The organism is Variovorax sp. OV084 (genome assembly GCF_900111625.1).
Taxonomy (GTDB): Bacteria; Pseudomonadota; Gammaproteobacteria; order Burkholderiales; family Burkholderiaceae_C; genus Variovorax.
This window is the reverse complement of sequence record NZ_FOII01000007.1, coordinates 193,998-209,807: the sequence shown is the minus strand read 5'-3', so window position 1 is coordinate 209,807 and position 15,810 is coordinate 193,998. Positions and strand designations below refer to the sequence as shown.

General features: G+C 66.5%; 18 protein-coding genes. All 18 read right to left on the bottom strand.

Annotation, left to right across the window (positions count from 1 at the left end; all coding sequences use genetic code 11):
- Positions 1 to 5: 5 nt before the first annotated feature.
- On the bottom strand, positions 6 to 1,079 hold the full coding sequence (locus BMW87_RS19890; RefSeq protein ID WP_093078166.1) for a putative FMN-dependent luciferase-like monooxygenase: 1,074 nt from the start codon (positions 1,077 to 1,079) through the stop codon (positions 6 to 8).
- A gap of 141 nt (positions 1,080 to 1,220) precedes the next feature.
- Entirely contained in the window at positions 1,221 to 2,756 is a 1,536-nt protein-coding gene (locus BMW87_RS19885) for a GGDEF domain-containing protein (protein WP_093078164.1), read from the bottom strand.
- Positions 2,757 to 2,862: 106 nt separating this feature from the next.
- Positions 2,863 to 3,291 (bottom strand): hypothetical protein, encoded by a 429-nt coding sequence (locus tag BMW87_RS19880; RefSeq protein ID WP_093078163.1) that lies wholly within the window; start codon positions 3,289 to 3,291, stop codon positions 2,863 to 2,865.
- A gap of 146 nt (positions 3,292 to 3,437) precedes the next feature.
- Positions 3,438 to 3,719: a hypothetical protein gene (locus BMW87_RS19875; RefSeq protein WP_093078161.1), complete on the bottom strand. Its 282-nt coding sequence runs from the start codon at positions 3,717 to 3,719 to the stop codon at positions 3,438 to 3,440.
- Positions 3,720 to 3,763: 44 nt separating this feature from the next.
- Entirely contained in the window at positions 3,764 to 4,033 is a 270-nt protein-coding gene (locus BMW87_RS19870; RefSeq protein ID WP_093078160.1) for a hypothetical protein, read from the bottom strand.
- A gap of 284 nt (positions 4,034 to 4,317) precedes the next feature.
- A complete protein-coding gene (locus BMW87_RS19865) occupies positions 4,318 to 4,587 on the bottom strand; it encodes a hypothetical protein (RefSeq protein WP_093052028.1) in 270 nt (89 codons plus the stop codon).
- A 94-nt stretch (positions 4,588 to 4,681) separates the two neighbouring features.
- Complete coding sequence (locus BMW87_RS19860) at positions 4,682 to 5,629, bottom strand: cupin domain-containing protein (protein ID WP_093078158.1); 948 nt, start codon at positions 5,627 to 5,629, stop codon at positions 4,682 to 4,684.
- A complete protein-coding gene (locus BMW87_RS19855; protein WP_093078157.1) occupies positions 5,626 to 6,906 on the bottom strand; it encodes a Zn-dependent hydrolase in 1,281 nt (426 codons plus the stop codon). The genes BMW87_RS19860 and BMW87_RS19855 overlap by 4 nt, the downstream gene beginning before the upstream one ends.
- On the bottom strand, positions 6,906 to 7,787 hold the full coding sequence (locus BMW87_RS19850) for an alpha/beta fold hydrolase (RefSeq protein WP_093078155.1): 882 nt from the start codon (positions 7,785 to 7,787) through the stop codon (positions 6,906 to 6,908). Before BMW87_RS19850 ends, BMW87_RS19855 begins: the two co-directional genes overlap by 1 nt.
- Before the next feature lie 25 nt (positions 7,788 to 7,812).
- A complete protein-coding gene (locus tag BMW87_RS19845; protein ID WP_093078153.1) occupies positions 7,813 to 8,988 on the bottom strand; it encodes a pyridoxal phosphate-dependent aminotransferase in 1,176 nt (391 codons plus the stop codon).
- Positions 8,985 to 9,818, bottom strand: coding sequence for an SDR family oxidoreductase (locus BMW87_RS19840; RefSeq protein WP_093052042.1), 834 nt, complete (start codon positions 9,816 to 9,818; stop codon positions 8,985 to 8,987). The genes BMW87_RS19845 and BMW87_RS19840 overlap by 4 nt, the downstream gene beginning before the upstream one ends.
- A gap of 61 nt (positions 9,819 to 9,879) precedes the next feature.
- On the bottom strand, positions 9,880 to 10,617 hold the full coding sequence (locus tag BMW87_RS19835) for a GntR family transcriptional regulator (RefSeq protein ID WP_093053149.1): 738 nt from the start codon (positions 10,615 to 10,617) through the stop codon (positions 9,880 to 9,882).
- A 71-nt stretch (positions 10,618 to 10,688) separates the two neighbouring features.
- Entirely contained in the window at positions 10,689 to 11,528 is an 840-nt protein-coding gene (locus BMW87_RS19830) for a TauD/TfdA dioxygenase family protein (protein ID WP_093078152.1), read from the bottom strand.
- 43 nt (positions 11,529 to 11,571) lie between these two features.
- Positions 11,572 to 12,342, bottom strand: coding sequence for a class II aldolase/adducin family protein (locus BMW87_RS19825; RefSeq protein WP_093078290.1), 771 nt, complete (start codon positions 12,340 to 12,342; stop codon positions 11,572 to 11,574).
- Positions 12,342 to 13,100 carry an ABC transporter permease gene (locus tag BMW87_RS19820; protein ID WP_093078150.1) on the bottom strand — a complete coding sequence of 253 codons (759 nt, stop codon included), beginning with the start codon at positions 13,098 to 13,100 and terminating at the stop codon, positions 12,342 to 12,344. The genes BMW87_RS19825 and BMW87_RS19820 overlap by 1 nt, the downstream gene beginning before the upstream one ends.
- Entirely contained in the window at positions 13,079 to 13,837 is a 759-nt protein-coding gene (locus BMW87_RS19815; RefSeq protein WP_093078149.1) for an ABC transporter permease, read from the bottom strand. The genes BMW87_RS19820 and BMW87_RS19815 overlap by 22 nt, the downstream gene beginning before the upstream one ends.
- Positions 13,834 to 14,685 (bottom strand): ABC transporter ATP-binding protein, encoded by an 852-nt coding sequence (locus BMW87_RS19810; protein WP_093078147.1) that lies wholly within the window; start codon positions 14,683 to 14,685, stop codon positions 13,834 to 13,836. The genes BMW87_RS19815 and BMW87_RS19810 overlap by 4 nt, the downstream gene beginning before the upstream one ends.
- A 17-nt stretch (positions 14,686 to 14,702) precedes the next feature.
- On the bottom strand, positions 14,703 to 15,710 hold the full coding sequence (locus tag BMW87_RS19805; RefSeq protein ID WP_093052056.1) for an ABC transporter substrate-binding protein: 1,008 nt from the start codon (positions 15,708 to 15,710) through the stop codon (positions 14,703 to 14,705).
- Between the last annotated feature and the right edge of the window lie 100 nt (positions 15,711 to 15,810).

The following is a 15,810-nucleotide window of genomic DNA, read 5'->3' as shown; positions in this document are numbered from 1 at the left end:
CCAGCCTATAGAAGTGCAAGGGATTGAAGGTCCGACACGCTCGCATCGCGCGCCCAGCCGAGGGCCGGCGCGACCACGGTGGCGGTCAGTTCGATGGAGCGCAGGATCGCCTCGTGCGGCGGATCGACGGAGTGCACCTGGCAGACCAGGTCGGTCACGCGTGCGAGCGTTCTGTCGGCGCGCAGAGAGGCGATCACGTCGTCGGGCGATCCAACGTGCACGTCGTACGCGGCGATCAATTGTTCGAGCGGGGCATCAGGGCCGGCGCGGTCAGCGAGGCCGATCTGTCCCGAAGCAGCGAAGCGGGCCGCCGAGCGGCGCAGACCGATGTCGGCCAGGCGCAGCGCCTCCTTGCGGGTCTCCGCGACGAAGACGCTGCGCGAACCCACGATGCGCGGCGTGCTGCCGGGCGGCAATGCAGCAAGGTAGGCATCGACGATCGGGTTCTGAATGTCGGCGAGCGACGCGTCGGGCGCGTGCTCAGGACGCGGCTGCGTGCGCGAGAGCATCAGGCCGTCGCCAGCCTCCCCCGCTCGTGTGCCGCCGCTCACCGAGAACGTGGCCTGCCAGATGCGGTCCAGCAGCGGCGAGCCCGCGGGGTACAGCGTGTCGCCGCCCTGCAGCGGCTTGCCGGCCCACGCTGCGCGCACCGCGGCAAGCTGTCTCGCGAAGATGGCCGAACGGTCGTTGCCATCCAGCCCGAAGGCCGCGAAAGATTCGGGCGTGCCGCCGGTTCCCACGCCCACCTCGAGCCGGCCTTGCGAGAGCAGATCCAGCACGACCGCATCCTCCGCCACGCGCACGGCGTTTTCCAGCGGCAGCGTGACGATGCCCGTGCCCAGGCGAATGCGCTTCGTGCGCGAGGCCACATAGGCCAGGAAGACGAACGGCGACGGCAGCCCTCCCTCGTGTTCGTGAAAGTGGTGCTGCGCCACCCAGGCCGAATCGAAGCCGAAGGCCTCGGCGTGGGCGATCTGCGCAGCGGCGAGACGGTAGCGCTCGGCGGCTGTCGCGTCGTCGAGCAGGCGGCTGAAGAAGCCGAGGCGAAGCTGGCGCGGGGAGTGAGAAGTGCCGGGCATCCGAAGAGAAGAAGGCTGGGTTGTCGAAAGCCTTCGAGTCTTGCCCGTGATGCGGTCCGCAGGGAAATCCGGATTTCGCGCTTGTTTATGCGGTTTGCGTGTATCGCCGCCTGTCCTCGCAGCGGGAGCGCGGAAAGCCGTTCACGCCGTCGTAGGGCGTATCTCCGCCGTGCAAACGCGATTCCGGCCTCCCATCTTGGCCGCGTACAGGGCCTTGTCGGCGGACTGAATCAACTCCTTCGGCGGTCCGTGGGTGACCGAGGGGCTGAGCGCATCCACGCCGGCGCTCAGTGTCACAAAGCCGTCGGGAGCACCGGCGTGCACGATTGCCAGGTCGCGCACCGCGCTGCGGATTCTTTCCGCCAGCACGGCCGCGCCAGCCACATCGGTGTTCGGCAACAGCACGGCCAGTTCCTCCCCGCCGTAGCGAGCCGCGAGGTCTCCCGGGCGGCGGGATGCGAGGCCCGAGATAGTGCGGCCGATCGTCTGCAGGCACTCGTCCCCGGCCGTATGGCCGTAGATGTCGTTGAACTGCTTGAAGCAATCGACGTCGATCAGGATGAGCGCCAGGGTGCTCGCGTCTCGCATGGCACGGCTGAACTCGTTGTCGAGCGTCACGTCGAACTGCCGGCGATTTGCCAAACCCGTAAGGCCGTCCTCCATCGCGAGGGTGTTCAGGGTCTTGTTGAGCGTCTCCAGCGCGTCGCGTGCGCGCCGCAGCTCGGCCTCGGTCTTGCTGCGCAGCTCCATCTGCTTCACCAGCCGCCATCCCACGAAACCGACGATCAACGCCAGGAGAATGACGCCTCCTGTATGCCAAAGCGTTTCCCGCCACCAGGCGGCCAGGATCTCGTCCTTGGAGAGGGCCGCCGCAACGAACAGCGGGTAGTTGGTGAGGCGCCGGAAGCTGTTCAGCCGCGTGATGCCGTCCTGCGCCGACAGGATTTCAGCCGTCCCGACCGGGCCCTGGGTCACGTACGAACGGTAGAGGCCGGTGTCCAGCATGTTTCTTCCGACCATGTCTGTGCTGTACGGCCGGCGAGTCATCATCGTCCCGCTCTCGAGAACCAGCGCGACTGCGCCTGCCTGGCCTATGTCGAGGCTGTCGTAGAACTTCGTGAAGAAGCTGATGTCGATCGTCGCGAGCGCCACCCCGCCGAAGCTGCCGTCCGCGCGATTGATGCGCCGTGACACGGGAATGAGCAGTTTGCCGTTGACGCGGCTCTTCACCGGCACACCGATGTGCGGTCCCCGCTCCTCGTGTTCGCGGTGATAAAGAAAGTACTCCCGGCTCGCGTTGTTCAGGTTTTGCGGCGGTGTCTGCCGGGAGTTTGCGACCCAGTTTCCATCCTTGTCGTAGATGTGAAGCCCGTCGAGCTGCGGGAGCTCGGCCACCCGTATCGCGAGCACCTTGCGAAGCCGTTCGATGGCGGCCGGCCCCGTGCCGTCGTATTCCATGCGTTCGACCATGCCGACCAACGCGGTGTCGGCCTGCTTGATCGTGTCGTCCGCCTGCTGTGCCATTGCACGTGCGAGATTCGACGTCGCAACGCTCATCTGCTGAAGCTGGACCCTTCGCGAGTGCCAGCTGTTCAAGCCGTCGAGCGCCACGAGGGCGAGGCAAACCACGGCCACGAAGGCCGTCGTCCGGAAGGTGATGGATCGTCGACGAAACACGATGCACTTTCGAAGCAGTGATGTCTGAAGCCTTGCCCGACTTTGACACAGCTGCGGCCGAATCGTCACCCTCCGCGCAATCTGCAGGCGCGGTCGTCAGCGCGGCTCAGATCGACCGCACGTCGAAAAACGCCTCGTCGGTGTCTCCCAGGTCGCGAAAGCCCGCGGTACGCGCCGCGTCGTAGGCCTTGGCCCAGCGCTTGGCCATCGCGATCTCCGCCTTCGACAGATCGCTTTCGCTCGATTCGCTCGCGTTCTGGAATGCGCGCAGCGCCTCGACCACATCGGCGCCCAGCTGCCGGTCGATCTCGCGCCGGAAGCGCTGCTCGGCGACCTTCACGGCATCGGCTGCCGGGTGCGGATAGTCGGCTAGCCGCACGGCGTACGTGACACGCGCCTCGACCTCGACGTCTTCGAACTGGAACGGCTCCTCGCGATCTTCTTGCGGCAATGACGGCGGCGGCGCTTGTTGCGACAGTGCGATGGGCAATGCCGTTGCTGCGACCCGCGGGAAGAAAAGCTCAAACTGGTTCATGGTTCATCGCCCCCAAGCGCGTACCGCGCTGAACAAGGCTTGCGGCCAAAATACTGTACGAATATACAGTTTTTTGCCATTGTTAACCAGTCTGCGGCTGCTTGGGCAGTCGATTCAGCGACCGCTGGCGACCAAATGGGGGGCGATCAGTCGGGCTTCGAAGGCAGGTCGCCCTCACGCAGCTTGCGGCCCACCCACATCATTCCCGTCGCGTAGTCGGCAGCCCCGACCTGGATGCCGCCCACAGTTCGCAGCGCACCCGTGCCGTCGTCGGTGGCCGGGCCTTCACCGGTGTATTCGCCCGGCACCAGCACCCGCCCGTCTTTCAGGAAATCGGCGATGCGCAGTTCGCGCATGGCGCGACCCCAGTGCCATTGCTTCTTGACGTCGTAGCTGCTGGTTTTCTTCGGTGGGTTGGTTTTCTTCATTTCATTCGGCTGCATCAAACACTGCCGCCGAGCATAGCCGCGCCCTACTCGGCGCAAGGCCTGGCTGTGCCCCCCGGCACCGACGGCTGAAGCTTCACCGGCTCAGTTGCCTCCCCTGCCTCCACATAGTTGAGGTCAACAGGGTGAACAATTGCCGCGGCGAACTCGCCGTCGAACTTGACGAGGACGTGTTCCCCGCTGGCACCGGTGATGACACCGAATCTGCCGTTGAGCTCGACACGGCTTCCGCGTCGCGCGGGCACTTTGAAACGCACACGGATGTAGGGCAGTCCTACCCGGAAATACTCGACCATTTGATTCCCCGACTTTCTTGTGGCTCGCATCGGCGGCTGTCTTGACAGGACACACCCACCGGCCGCGACACCTGCGACATGCAGTGATGCACTGTCTGCGCATGGCCACGGGGATACGTGTCGGTCAGAGCCTACGCTTGCTGACAGCCATTGGACATCCGCCAATTGGCTAACACCACCCATGTTTGTGGGTTCCGTCAATCGGTATAGGCGCGCAGGCGGGCGCAAATTTCGGCGCGACCAACTTCTGCGCGCCGACAGCGAAAGATTGGGGGGATGCGCCGCTAGTCGAGCTCGCCGACAGCGTCGTCTTCTTCAGCGAACACCGATTCGTCGACCTCTTCGCGCGGGCCGACGTTCAGGTCTTCCGACAGGCCGCGCAGCACGGTGTAGCCCGCCTGCAACGCCTCGGCGTAGGTATGAAAGCCCTTGGCCGCCTCCATCAGCGGTTCGAACTCCATCGAGTTGTCGAAGGATTCCAGCAGCACCCAGAAATAGTCGCCCTCGTCGTGTTGATCCACTGTCAGGGCGATGGAGATAAGTTGACCAGCCATCCGCGCATGGTGGCGCGCCCAAATGACAATCCGAAGAAGCGGGTGTGAACGTTCGGCTTCTACGTTGCCTTCTCCGCCGGCCACCGCTCACCGGTCAGCCGGCGGCCTCCAGAAACTCGAAGCCCATCGTCCGCGCGTGGTAGTGCAGCCCGCCGTCCTGCACGATGAGGAAGAGCGCGCCGCGCGGGCCTGCGTTGTGGTGCGAATGCGGCGCACCGGGTGGCGTGACCAGCGTGGACCACGGCGCCCACGGGCACACCGCACCGCCCACCACCGAATGGCAGCCCTCGCCCTGCACCACCAGCGTGATGGCGGCGGAGTTGTGGCGGTGCGTGCGCTGGTGCGTGTTCGGCTCGAGCGTGTTGAAGCTCAATGTCAGCGTGGGCGTAAGGTTGCGTGCGGCGGCCTGCCGGTCGGACGAGAAGATCAGCGCGCGGCCCGAGGTCTCCTCGCTCGTGCCGCTCGAAAAAATCAGCGCGAACTGGTGCTCGATCTCCGCGGCCGAATAGTGCACGGCGTCGATGGTCGCCTTGGCCACGGGCGCCGGCTGCGCGCGTTCAAAAGCCAGCTGCGGCTCGTTGCCGACAGTCCACAGCAGCACGTCCTCGGCGCCCGCTTCGAGCCGGTAGCCCGGCGCGCCGGGCAGCAGGAACACGTCGCCCTTGCCGAAAGTCAACCTGTCGACCGCGCCTGTCAGGCTGCCGCTGCCGGAAATCACGTACCAGACCGACCCAGTGGCGCACACGTCCAGCGGCAGCAGCGCATCGCGGGCGGCAATGCGCACGTAGCGCGCGAGCATCAGCGGCGTGGTGGCCGGGAAGCCACAGCCCAGCGCCCGCGACTGGTCGCAATCGAACATGCCATAGCGTCCTTCCGGCGGCGGCGAGAAGAGCCGCGCGGGCACCTCTGGCAGCTTCACGTTGAAGGCGTTGCCGGAATTGAAGAAGCGCGCCCTGGCCTGCGCGACGCTGGCCGGCGCGCGCGGATGCTGCATCGGCAGATCGGCCATGTCGACGACGGTGGCGATGTCTGCGGCAGTCATGCTCCGGCTCCCACATAGGGCATCACCACACGCAGCAGCACGTTCGCGCCAGCCGCCACGTGCGCCGGCTCCGCCCACTCGTGTTCCGCATGGCTCACGCCGTCGCGGCAGGGAATGAAGATCATCGCGCTCGGGCACAGCGGCGCCATGTGGCGCGCGTCGTGGCCGGCAGCCGAAAGAATCGGCATGTGCGGCTGTCCGATGCGCTCGGCGGCTTGCGCAATCGCCTGCTGCAAGGCGGGATCGAAGCCATTGGACGGCGCATCGACCAAGGGGGTCACGCTCGCCTGGCAGGGCGCGGCAAGCGAATCGCACAGCGCGGCCAATCGCTGTCCCAGATGTTCGAGCACCGCGTTGTCGGGATGCCGCAGGTCGATGCGCAGCGTCACCCGCTCGGGCACCACCGAGGGTGCGTTCGGCTCGACCTGCAGCCGGCCGATGGTGAATTTCACCGCGTCGTCGTGGCCGCCGATCTCGGCATAGAGCGCCGTCGCGATGCGCGTGAAGGCTGCGAGCGCATCGCGCCGCTCGACCATCGCGAGCGTGCCGGCGTGACCACGCTCACCCTCGATCACGACATCGAATGTCTTCTTGCCCTGGATGCCGGTGACGACACCGATCACGCACTCCTGCGCTTCCAGTATCGGCCCCTGCTCGATGTGCGCCTCTACATAAGCCGCCATCGGAAAGCCCAGCGACCGCCGCCGCAGCGACGGGAACGCAGCGTGCAAGGCATCGAGCGCATCGGCGACAGAGATGCCGCTGGCATCGCGCACCGCACGCACGGCCTCGAGGCTGCGCACGCCGGCAAAGGCCTCCGAGCCCATCATGCCGGGCGCGAAGCGCGAGCCCTCCTCGTTCATCCACGCCACGCAGACGATGTCCACCGGCGGACGCACGCCACGCCCGGCCAGCGTGGTCAGCACCTCCAGCGCAGCCACCACGCCGTACACGCCGTCGAAGCGCCCGCCGCCGGGCTGGCTGTCGAGATGGCTGCCCGCGAGCACGGGTGGCGCGTCGCGGTCGGCGCCCGGCAGCGCGATGAAGAGATTGCCGGCCGCATCGGTCGAAGGCTCCAGCCCTGCCGACAGGGCCCAGTCGATCATCGTGCGCCACGACGCGATCTCTTCCGCGCTCAGCGCCTGCCGGTCTACGCCGCCGCCCGGCGTGGCGCCGATGCAGGCGAGCGTCATGAGCCGGTCCCACAGGCGATCGGCATCGATGCGCCAGATGCCTTGCTCTCCGGCGACTTCTTCGGTGGCGGTTTCGGCGGTCATCAGTCGGTCTTCATGATCTGGCTGGGGAGCGCACGCGGATCACGCGGCTTCCACTGGCCGGCCTCGACCTGCGCGAAGAACTCGGCCAGCAAGGCGTTGAACGCGGCTGGCTCTTCCAGGTTGAGCGTGTGGCCGGTCTTGGGCATCACGGCCAAGCCGCAGGCCGGTACGGTCTTCTTGAGGAAGACGCCGGGCTGCAGGCAATGGTCGTCCTCGTCGCCGACCACCACGAGCGAGGGCACGTTCATCGCGCGCAGATCGCTCTCCAGGTCGTAGATCGACGGGCGCCGCGCCTGCACGCCGCGCATGGTGTTGGCCGCGCCGACGGCGTCGTGCTCGCCGAGCCAGGTCGCAAACTCCTGCCAGCCGCGCGGGTCCTTGTTCTGGAATTGCACGCGGCTCGCGCCCAGCGAATAGGTGCGGGCGAATTTCTCGGAGCCCTGCGCTTCGAACTGCTTGGCCACTTCGAGCGAGACGCCGCGGAAATATTCCTCGTGCTCTTTCTCCGCGCCGTAGCCCGCGCCGGCAATCACCAGCGACGAGGCCCGCTTCGCATGGCGAAGGCCGAAGTGCAGCGTAGCGAAGCCGCCCATCGACAGGCCCACAATGTGCGCGCGCTCCAGTTCCAGCGCGTCCATCACGGCGGCGATGTCGTCGGCCGCGGTGGCTTGCGAATAGCGCTCCATGTCGGCCGGCACGTCCGACGGCGGATAGCCGCGCGCACCGAAAGTCACGCACTGGTGGCGCCGCGCGAAGTAGCGCATCTGCGGCTCCCAGCTGCGGTGGTCGCCGCCGAACTCGTGCACGAACACGATCGGCGTGCCGCTGCCGGCGGTCTCGTAGTAGAGGCGAACGCCGTCGGGGGTGATGGCAAAACTCATCGTCGGCCTTTCTTCTTCAGGACGCTCAGAACAGCGCTGCCGTGGCCGGCAGGCTGCGCGCACGCTCGACCGCCTGCGGCAGCACGTCGCACAGCGCCTGCGCCCAGGCCTTCGGTACGGTGGTGGAGATCTTCACGAAGCGATGTCCGAAGCGCGGCGTGTGATACGTGCCCTGCCGCACCATGATGTCGTGCTCGCCCAGCGCGCTGACCAGCGCCTCGGGCGTCACGCCAGCCTTGCTGCACTCGACCACGATGAAGTTGGCCTGCGACGGGAACACCGGCACCTCGAAGCCCGGCAGCTTCGCGAAAGCGTCGACGATCATTCGCTGGTTCTCACGCTGCTGCGCGATCACTTCGGCCATCCATTCGTCCTTCACGCCCAGGCCCGCGATGGCCGCGCGCTGCGCCAGCACGCTCGCACCCAGCGGCGCCTGCGAATGCGGAAGGATGCGCGCGAGCAGTTCGGGCGAAGCCACCAGTGCTCCGAGGCGCAGGCCCGCGAGGCCGAGCCATTTCGAAAAGCTCACGATGGTCACGGTGCCTTCCGGGTAGAAGCGCGAAGCCAGCGTGTGGCTGTCGGCAAAGTCGCGGTAGGTGCAGTCGTGAATGAGGATGGCGCCGATCTCGCGCGCGCGGTCTGCAAAGGCACGGATCTCATCTTCGGTGTAGGTGGTGCCCAGCGGGTTGTTCGGGTCCACGAGGTAGATGACCGCTGTGTTCACGTCGGTCGACGCGGCCAGCGCTTCGGCCGACAACTTGAAGCCGTACTCCGGCCCGTAGATCGGAATCTCGGTGATCGCCGAACCGGCCTTGGCGGCAAACTGCAGCGGCCATTTCCAGCCCGGGTCGGTGGTCACGAAGCCCTTGCCCGCCCCGCAGAAAGCACGGCAGGCCAGCGCCAGTGCGGACACCGCGCCGTCGGTCACCACGGCCGACTGGTCCGGCACGCCCAGGTCTTCCACGATGGCCGAGCGCAGAGCTTCCATGCCCAGCGGCGGCGCATAGGCGTGAAAGCTCTCGTCGTCGATGGCGTCGTGCAGCGCCTTTCGCACGGCAGGGTGCAGCGGAAAGTGATTGGTGTTCTGGCCCAGCCACATCAGGTCTGGGTTGGTGAACAGCCGGTCGAAATACTGGTTGCGGGTTTCGGCGTCGCTCGTCACGGCCGGCACTGCAGCGGCGGGGTTCAGCGCCGCGTTCATGCCGCGAGCCTCCGGGCCTGTTCGGCCTCGACCACCTTCTTGCTGGTCTTGATGATCGAGCCGCGCGCCGCGATGCCGCCGTCGATGGTCACCACCGTGCCGGTGATGTAGCCGGCGCGCGGTGAAGCCAGGAACACCATCAGCTCGGCCACTTCTTCCGGCGTGGCCGGGCGGCCGCCGGGGTAGTTGTCGAACAGCTCTTCCCAGCGGCCTTCGTCGCCATGGGTGTCGAAGGCGCGGCGCTTCATGAGCTTGACCATGCGGTCGGTCGCCACGGGGCCGGGGTTCACGCCCACCACGCGGATGCCGTCGTCCAGGCTCACGCCGCCCAGGGCACGCGTGAAGGCCATCACTGCGGCGTTGCCGGTGGAGCCGGCGATGTAGTTGGCGTCCCAGTTCTCGCCGGAGTTGCCGATGTCGTTCACGATCACGCCGCCGCCCGCGGCCTTCATGCGCGCGTAGTAGATCTGGCTGAGCTCCATGTAGCCCAGCACCTTGAGCTGGAAGCCCCGGCGCACCACGGCGAAGTCGAGCGATTCGATGGGGCCGGCCGGAATGTCGCCCGCGTTGTTCACGAGGATGTCGACGTGCCCGGCCGCTTCGGCCAGCTGCGCCATCGCGCCGGGCGCGGCCAGGTCCATCGGGTGGACGCGCACGTTGATCGGGTAGATCTTCTCGATCTCTTCCTTGGCGGCCGCCAGGGCGGCGCCGTCGCGTGCGGCCAGTTGCAGGTGGCAGCCTTCGGCCGCGAACGAATGGGCGGCCGCAAGGCCGATGCCCTTGGAGGCGCCGGTGATGAGTACGGTCTTGCCTTCGAGTTCGAGTTTCATGGAGTGATGTCCTGGGATGCGATCGAAAAAGGGTGGCGTTGAGTGCGTTGAAAGAAGGGGCTCAGGCAGCCCCGTTGTCCTGCTCGGACAGCGCGGCGATCAGGTCGACGATGTCGTCCTCGAGCAGGCTCACGTGGTCGATGGCGGCGTTGAACGCTGCCCCCGGGTCATTGCGCCGGATGGCATCGAGGATGGCGCCGTGCTCGCCGATGGTGGCGGTCATGCGACCGGGCTGGAAGGTCACGTAGCGGCGGTACACGCGCACGCGCTTGCGCAGCGCGCGCGTCTGCTCGGCGAGGTAATGCGTGTTGGAGGCTTCGTAGAGCGCGTCGTGGAAGTCCTGGTTCACGTCGTAGAAGCGCGAGTGGTCGCCCGAGGCGAGGATGCTCGTCAGCTCGTCGTGCAGCTGGCTCATGCGCTGCTTCTGCGCCTCGGTGGCGCGGCGCGCGGCGAACTTGGCGCACAGGCCTTCCATCACCGCCATCATCTGGAACATCTCGATGAGCATGGGCAGCGAGATGCGCGCCACGCACACGCCCCCCTGGCGGCTGCGCAGGTCGACGAGGCCGGTGGCGGCCAGCGCCTTGAGCGCCTCTCGCACCGGCGTGCGCGACACCTTGAAGCGTTCGGCCAGCTCGGCTTCGTCGAGCCGCGCGCCGGGCTTCATGACGCCGCTGACGATCAGGTCTTCGAGCGTGTCCTTCAGTTCGTCGGACAGCGTGGCGCCCTTGCCGCGCTGGCGCTCGCGTCCGCGCAGCGCCGGAGGTTCTGCTGCCATCTCGGGTTCGTTCGGTTCCATGTTCTTGCCTTCCTTGTTGTGCTTGTCTTTGTCGGTTTTCAAACGCGGGGCCTGCTCGGCGGATCGGAATGTCAGAAGGGACGATCACCGGCAACGGTGGTGCGATGCATCACGCGGCGGTACACGTTGTCGTCGTAAGGCGTGGCGCGGTGCATGGTGCAGCGGTTGTCCCACACCAGCAGGTCGCCCGCGAGCCACTTGTGGCGGTAGCTGAACTCCGGCGAGATGGCGTGCGCGTTCAGCTCGGCCAGCAGCGCGGTGCTCTCATCGGCGGGCAGGCCGTCGATGTGCTTGACCACGTCTTCGCCCACGTACAGCGAGAGGCGGCCGGTTTCAGGATGCGTGCGCACCAGCGGATGCACCACGTCGGGCGTGGCCGCCAGTTGCTCGGGCGTGAGCGGGTTGCGGTCGGCAAAAGCCTTGCCGTAGTAGTTGGCGTAGCTGTGCGTGGCCGTCATGTGGCGGATGCGCGCCTTCATGTCGTCGTCAAGCGCTTCGTAGGCGGCGTGCATCGAGGCGAAGAAGGTGTCGCCTTCCACCGGCGGCACTTCGAGCGCGTAGAGCAGCGCGCCCATCGAGGGCTCGGCCTTGTACGAGAGGTCGGAGTGCCAGTTCCAGCCCTCCTTGTGGTTGCCGATGGGCTTGCCGTTCTCCGACACGTTCGACAGCACGTAGACCTCCGGGTGCTCCTTCTTCAGGAACTGCGTGAGCACGTGGCCCAGCAACGTACCGAAACGGCGCGAGAAGGCCACGTGCTGCGATTCGTTGATGCTCTGACCGCGCAACAGCAGCACCGAGCGCTGGTTGAGCGTGTCGCGCAGCACCGCGAAGTCGGCGTCGCTCACGGGCTCGCGCAGGTCAATGCCTTTGACTTCGGTGCCGATGAAAGAGGTGAGGTTCTCGAGTTGCATGGTCGAAATGTGTCTCTGGGAATGAAGAGGAAAGTGCCGGCACTCAAAGCCGGTAGTCGGGTTGGGTGCGCTCCAGCATGCGCAGGAACGCAGGCCATTCGCGCGTGCCGGGCGGCAGGATGTCGCCGGCGAATTCGGTGAACTGGCGCGCGGCCAGATCGCTCACTTCGGGCTGCGGGTACACCGGCGATTCGCCGGGCGCCACACCGCCCTGTGCGAGCAGCTGCACCTTGGCCGCCTTCTCGAAGTAATACATGAGGATGAAGGCCTCGGGAATCGTGCGGCCCACCGTCAGGATGCCGTGATTGCGCAGCACCAGCGTGTGGTGCGGCCCCAGGTCGCGCACCAGCCGCTCGCGCTCGCCGGTTTCCAGCGCCACGCCTTCGTAGTCGTGGAAGGCGGTGTGGCCCTGGTAGCGCATCGCGAACTGGCTCAGCGGCGCCAGGCCGTTGGGCATGGCGGCAATGGCGGTGCCGGCCTCGGAGTGGGTGTGCAGCACGCACAGCGCATCGGGGCGCCCTGCATGGATCGCGCTGTGGATCACGAAGCCGGCCTGGTTGACCTCGGCGTCCGTGTCGTCCACCTTGTTGCCGTCGAGGTCGATCTTCACCAGCGACGAAGCCGTCACCTCGGAGAACAGCAGCCCGTAGGGGTTGATGAGGAAATGATGTTCCGGCCCCGGCACGCGTGCCGAGATGTGGTTGTAGATCAGGTCGTCCATGCCGAAGTGCGCCACCAGCCGATAGCAGGCGGCGAGCTGCACGCGCAGCCCGGCTTCGGTGTCGGGGTATGCCGCGGGATTCGTCTTTGCCATCAGCGCCACCACACGAGTTTCTGATCGATCCATACCAGCAGGCCGTAGAAGACCATGCTCGCAATCGATGCAACAAGCACTGCCGACCACACGCTCAGCAAGTCGACCTGCTGGGTCGATTCATAGATCATTCGCCCGAGCCCCGCATAGGCGCCCAGCATCTCGCCGACGATCGCGACGATCATGCTGCGCGGCACGCCGATGCGCAGCGCGGTGACCACCGAGGGCATTGCCACCGGCAGGCGCAGGCGCCACACGATCTTCAACTGCCCTGCCCCGAAGCTGCGCATCAGGTTCACGGCCGCGACGTCGGCCTGCTTCAGGCCGTGCAGCGCGTTCACCAGCATGGTGAAGCCGACAGCCAGCGCCACCAGCGCGATCTTCGAAGCGGCGCCGAGGCCGAACCAGATCAGGAACAGCGGCGCATAGGCCACGGTCGGCACGGCGTTCACCGCCACCGCCAGCGGCATCACGATGCGCTCCAGCGGCGGAGCCAGCAGCAACACCACGGCCAGCAACAGCCCGAGCACGCTGCCCAGTGCATAGCCGCCGAGCGCCTCGCCCAGCGTGGCCAGCAATGCGCTCATCAAGCGCCCCGGGTCGGTGAACGCATGCTGCACGATCGTGCCCAGGCTCGGCAGCACGAACGGCGGAATATTGAAGAGCAATATCGCGCCCTCCCACACCGCGAGCAGCACGACGATGCCCAGCACCACCGGCACGACGGGCGACTCCATCAGCTTTCGCTGCGCCACCATACGAGCCTCCTTTCCACGAAGGTGAGCAGCCCGTAGAGCAGCGCACCCATCAGCCCACAGGCAAACATCACCACCCACAGGCGCACCACGAGGTCGGCGTTCATCGCCTCCATGAGCATCACGCCCAGGCCCACGGTTTCGCCGAACCATTCACCCACCACCGAGCCGATCAGGCTGAGGCCAACGGCCACGCGCAGCCCGACCATGATCTGCGGCAGCGCCGAAGGCACGGCCAGCTTGAAGAACATCACCAGGCGGTTGGCGCCGAAGCTCTTCATCAGCGCGATGCGCTGCGGGTCGCACGACTTCAGGCCGCGCAGCGTGTTCACCGTGACGGGGAAGAAGGTCAGGAAGAACGCCGTCATCACCTTGGCCAGCAGCGAATTGCCGAACCAGATGACGATGAGCGCGCCGAAAGCCACCACCGGCACCGTCTGCGACACCACGAACAGCGGGAACACCGAGCGCTCCATCCAGCGCGAATAGGTGAACACCGTGCCGCAGGCGCAGCCGAACACCGCGCCCATCGCGAAGCCGAGCACGGTTTCGAGCAGCGTGCGGCCGAAGCCACGCGCAAGCTGCGGCCACACTGACCACGCGTCCTGCGCGATGGCGCTCAGCGCCGGCAGGTAACGCGGCGAAGGCGCGAAGGCGTGTACGCAGATCTCCCACACCAGCGCCAGGCCCACGAAGGCCAGCGCGGGCGAGCGCACTGCGCGCTGCAAGAGGGCGTTCACGAGGCGGTGCCCTCCTGCGCGAAGGTCTTCTGGCTTTCTTCCTCGATCTCGGCCAGCAGGCGCTGCTTGATGCGGATGAACTCCGGCGACAGCACCACCGACGGGTCGCGCGGGCGCGGCAGGTCGATCACGGTCTCGCTCTTCACCGTGCCGGGGCGCGCCGTCATCACCAGCACCTTGTCGCCGAGCAGGATCGCTTCGTCGATGTCGTGCGTGATGAACAGCACCGTGCGGCGGTGCCTGGCCCAGAGCTCCAGCAGCCAGTGCTGCATGCGGGTGCGCGTGAGCGCGTCGAGCGCGCCGAAGGGTTCGTCGAGCAGCATCAGGTCGCGCTCGAACAGGAAGGTGCGCATCAGCGCGACTCGCTGGCGCATACCGCCCGAGAGTTGGTGCGGATAGTGGTTGGCGAAACCCGCCAGGCCGAACTCGGGCAGCATGGCGCGGGCCCGTTCGCGCGCTTCCTTGCGCGGCACGCCTTCCACCTCGAGCGCGAGGATGGCGTTGTCGAGCACGGTGCGCCATGGAAACAGCAAGTCGCGCTGCGGCATGAACGACACCTTGCCGAGCAGCTGGCCGTCGCGCTGCGGTGCGCCACCGAACAGCAGCGAGCCGTCGTCGTCAGGCGGCAGCAGGCCCGCGATCATGTTGAAGAGGGTCGACTTGCCGCAACCCGAGGGGCCCACGAGCGTGACGAACTCGCTCTTCGCGATCCGCAGGTTGACGCCCGACACCGCGACGGTCCTGGCCTGCGCTTCGCCGAAGCGCTTCCATACGTTGACCAGCTCGAGCATGGGCGGCGCCGTGTCGCTCACGGCGGGCGGCATCACTTCGTGAGGCATGAATTTCATGGCTGCGGCGATGCGGCTCAGAACTTCTTGTCGGCCGCGGGCACCTGCGTCCAGAAGCTGGCGTCGTAGGCCTTCGACAGGTCGGCCGGCGCCTTCAGCGCCTTGTAGCCGACGAGCTGCGCCTGCATCTTCTCCACCGTGGGCAGGTCGATGGCGAGGATGCCGTCGGTGGTGCCCTTGCCGGCCTTCACGAGCTTCTCGAATTCGTCGAGCATGGCCTCCTGGTGCGCGCGGTTCAGGCTGGGGGCGGCAGCCATGACGATATCGATGGCTTCCTTCTTGTTCTGCAGCGCGTACTTCCAGCCCTTGATGGTGGCGGTCAGGAAGGCCTGCACCTGCTGCGGCTTCTCGTTGCGGTACTTCTCCGACACGAGCACGGTGTCCTGCTGCACGACCACGCCGTAGTCGTCGGGCTTGATGAGCGTGAGCTTGTCGCCCAGGCCCTGCTCCTTCAGCGTGTTGAGCTCGTTGTAGTAGGTGGCCGCGGCCACGTCGAACTGCTTCTCGACGAAGGGCGCCATGGAGCCCGACTGGGGAACGATGGTGAGGTCGCTCTGCTTCACGCCGGCCGAGGCCAGCATCGAGTACAGCGTGTACTGCGTGCCGGTGAACCAGGTCGCGACCTTCTTGCCCGCGAAGTCCTTCACCTTGGTGATGCCGGAGTCCTTGTAGGTCACGTATGTGAAGGGCGTGTTCTGCACGGTCACGCCGATGCAGACCAGCGGCAGGCCTTTCTCGCGGGCGAGCAGCACGGTCTCGGTGCCGCCGGCCAGGCCGAAGGTGTCGTTGCCCGAGGCGACCAGCGTCTCGACGTTCAGGTTGGGACCGCCCGGGTTGATCGTCAGGTCGAGGCCGCCCTGGTCATAGAAGCCCTTGGCCTTGGCTACGTAGAAGCCGGCGAACTGCGCCTGCGCCAGCCACTTGAGGCGCAGTGAGACCTTCTCGGCGGCAGACGCGGGCATGCCCGCCAGAAGAGCCATCGACGTTGCGACGGCGGCCAGGATACGCAAGGACTTGAAAGACATTGGATGGCCTCATGGATACAAAAAACTCTCATAGCAGTATTCATGCCATACAATTTCAGCCTGTTTTCTGGCGCCAGAAGCGCGAATTGGCCCGAAACAT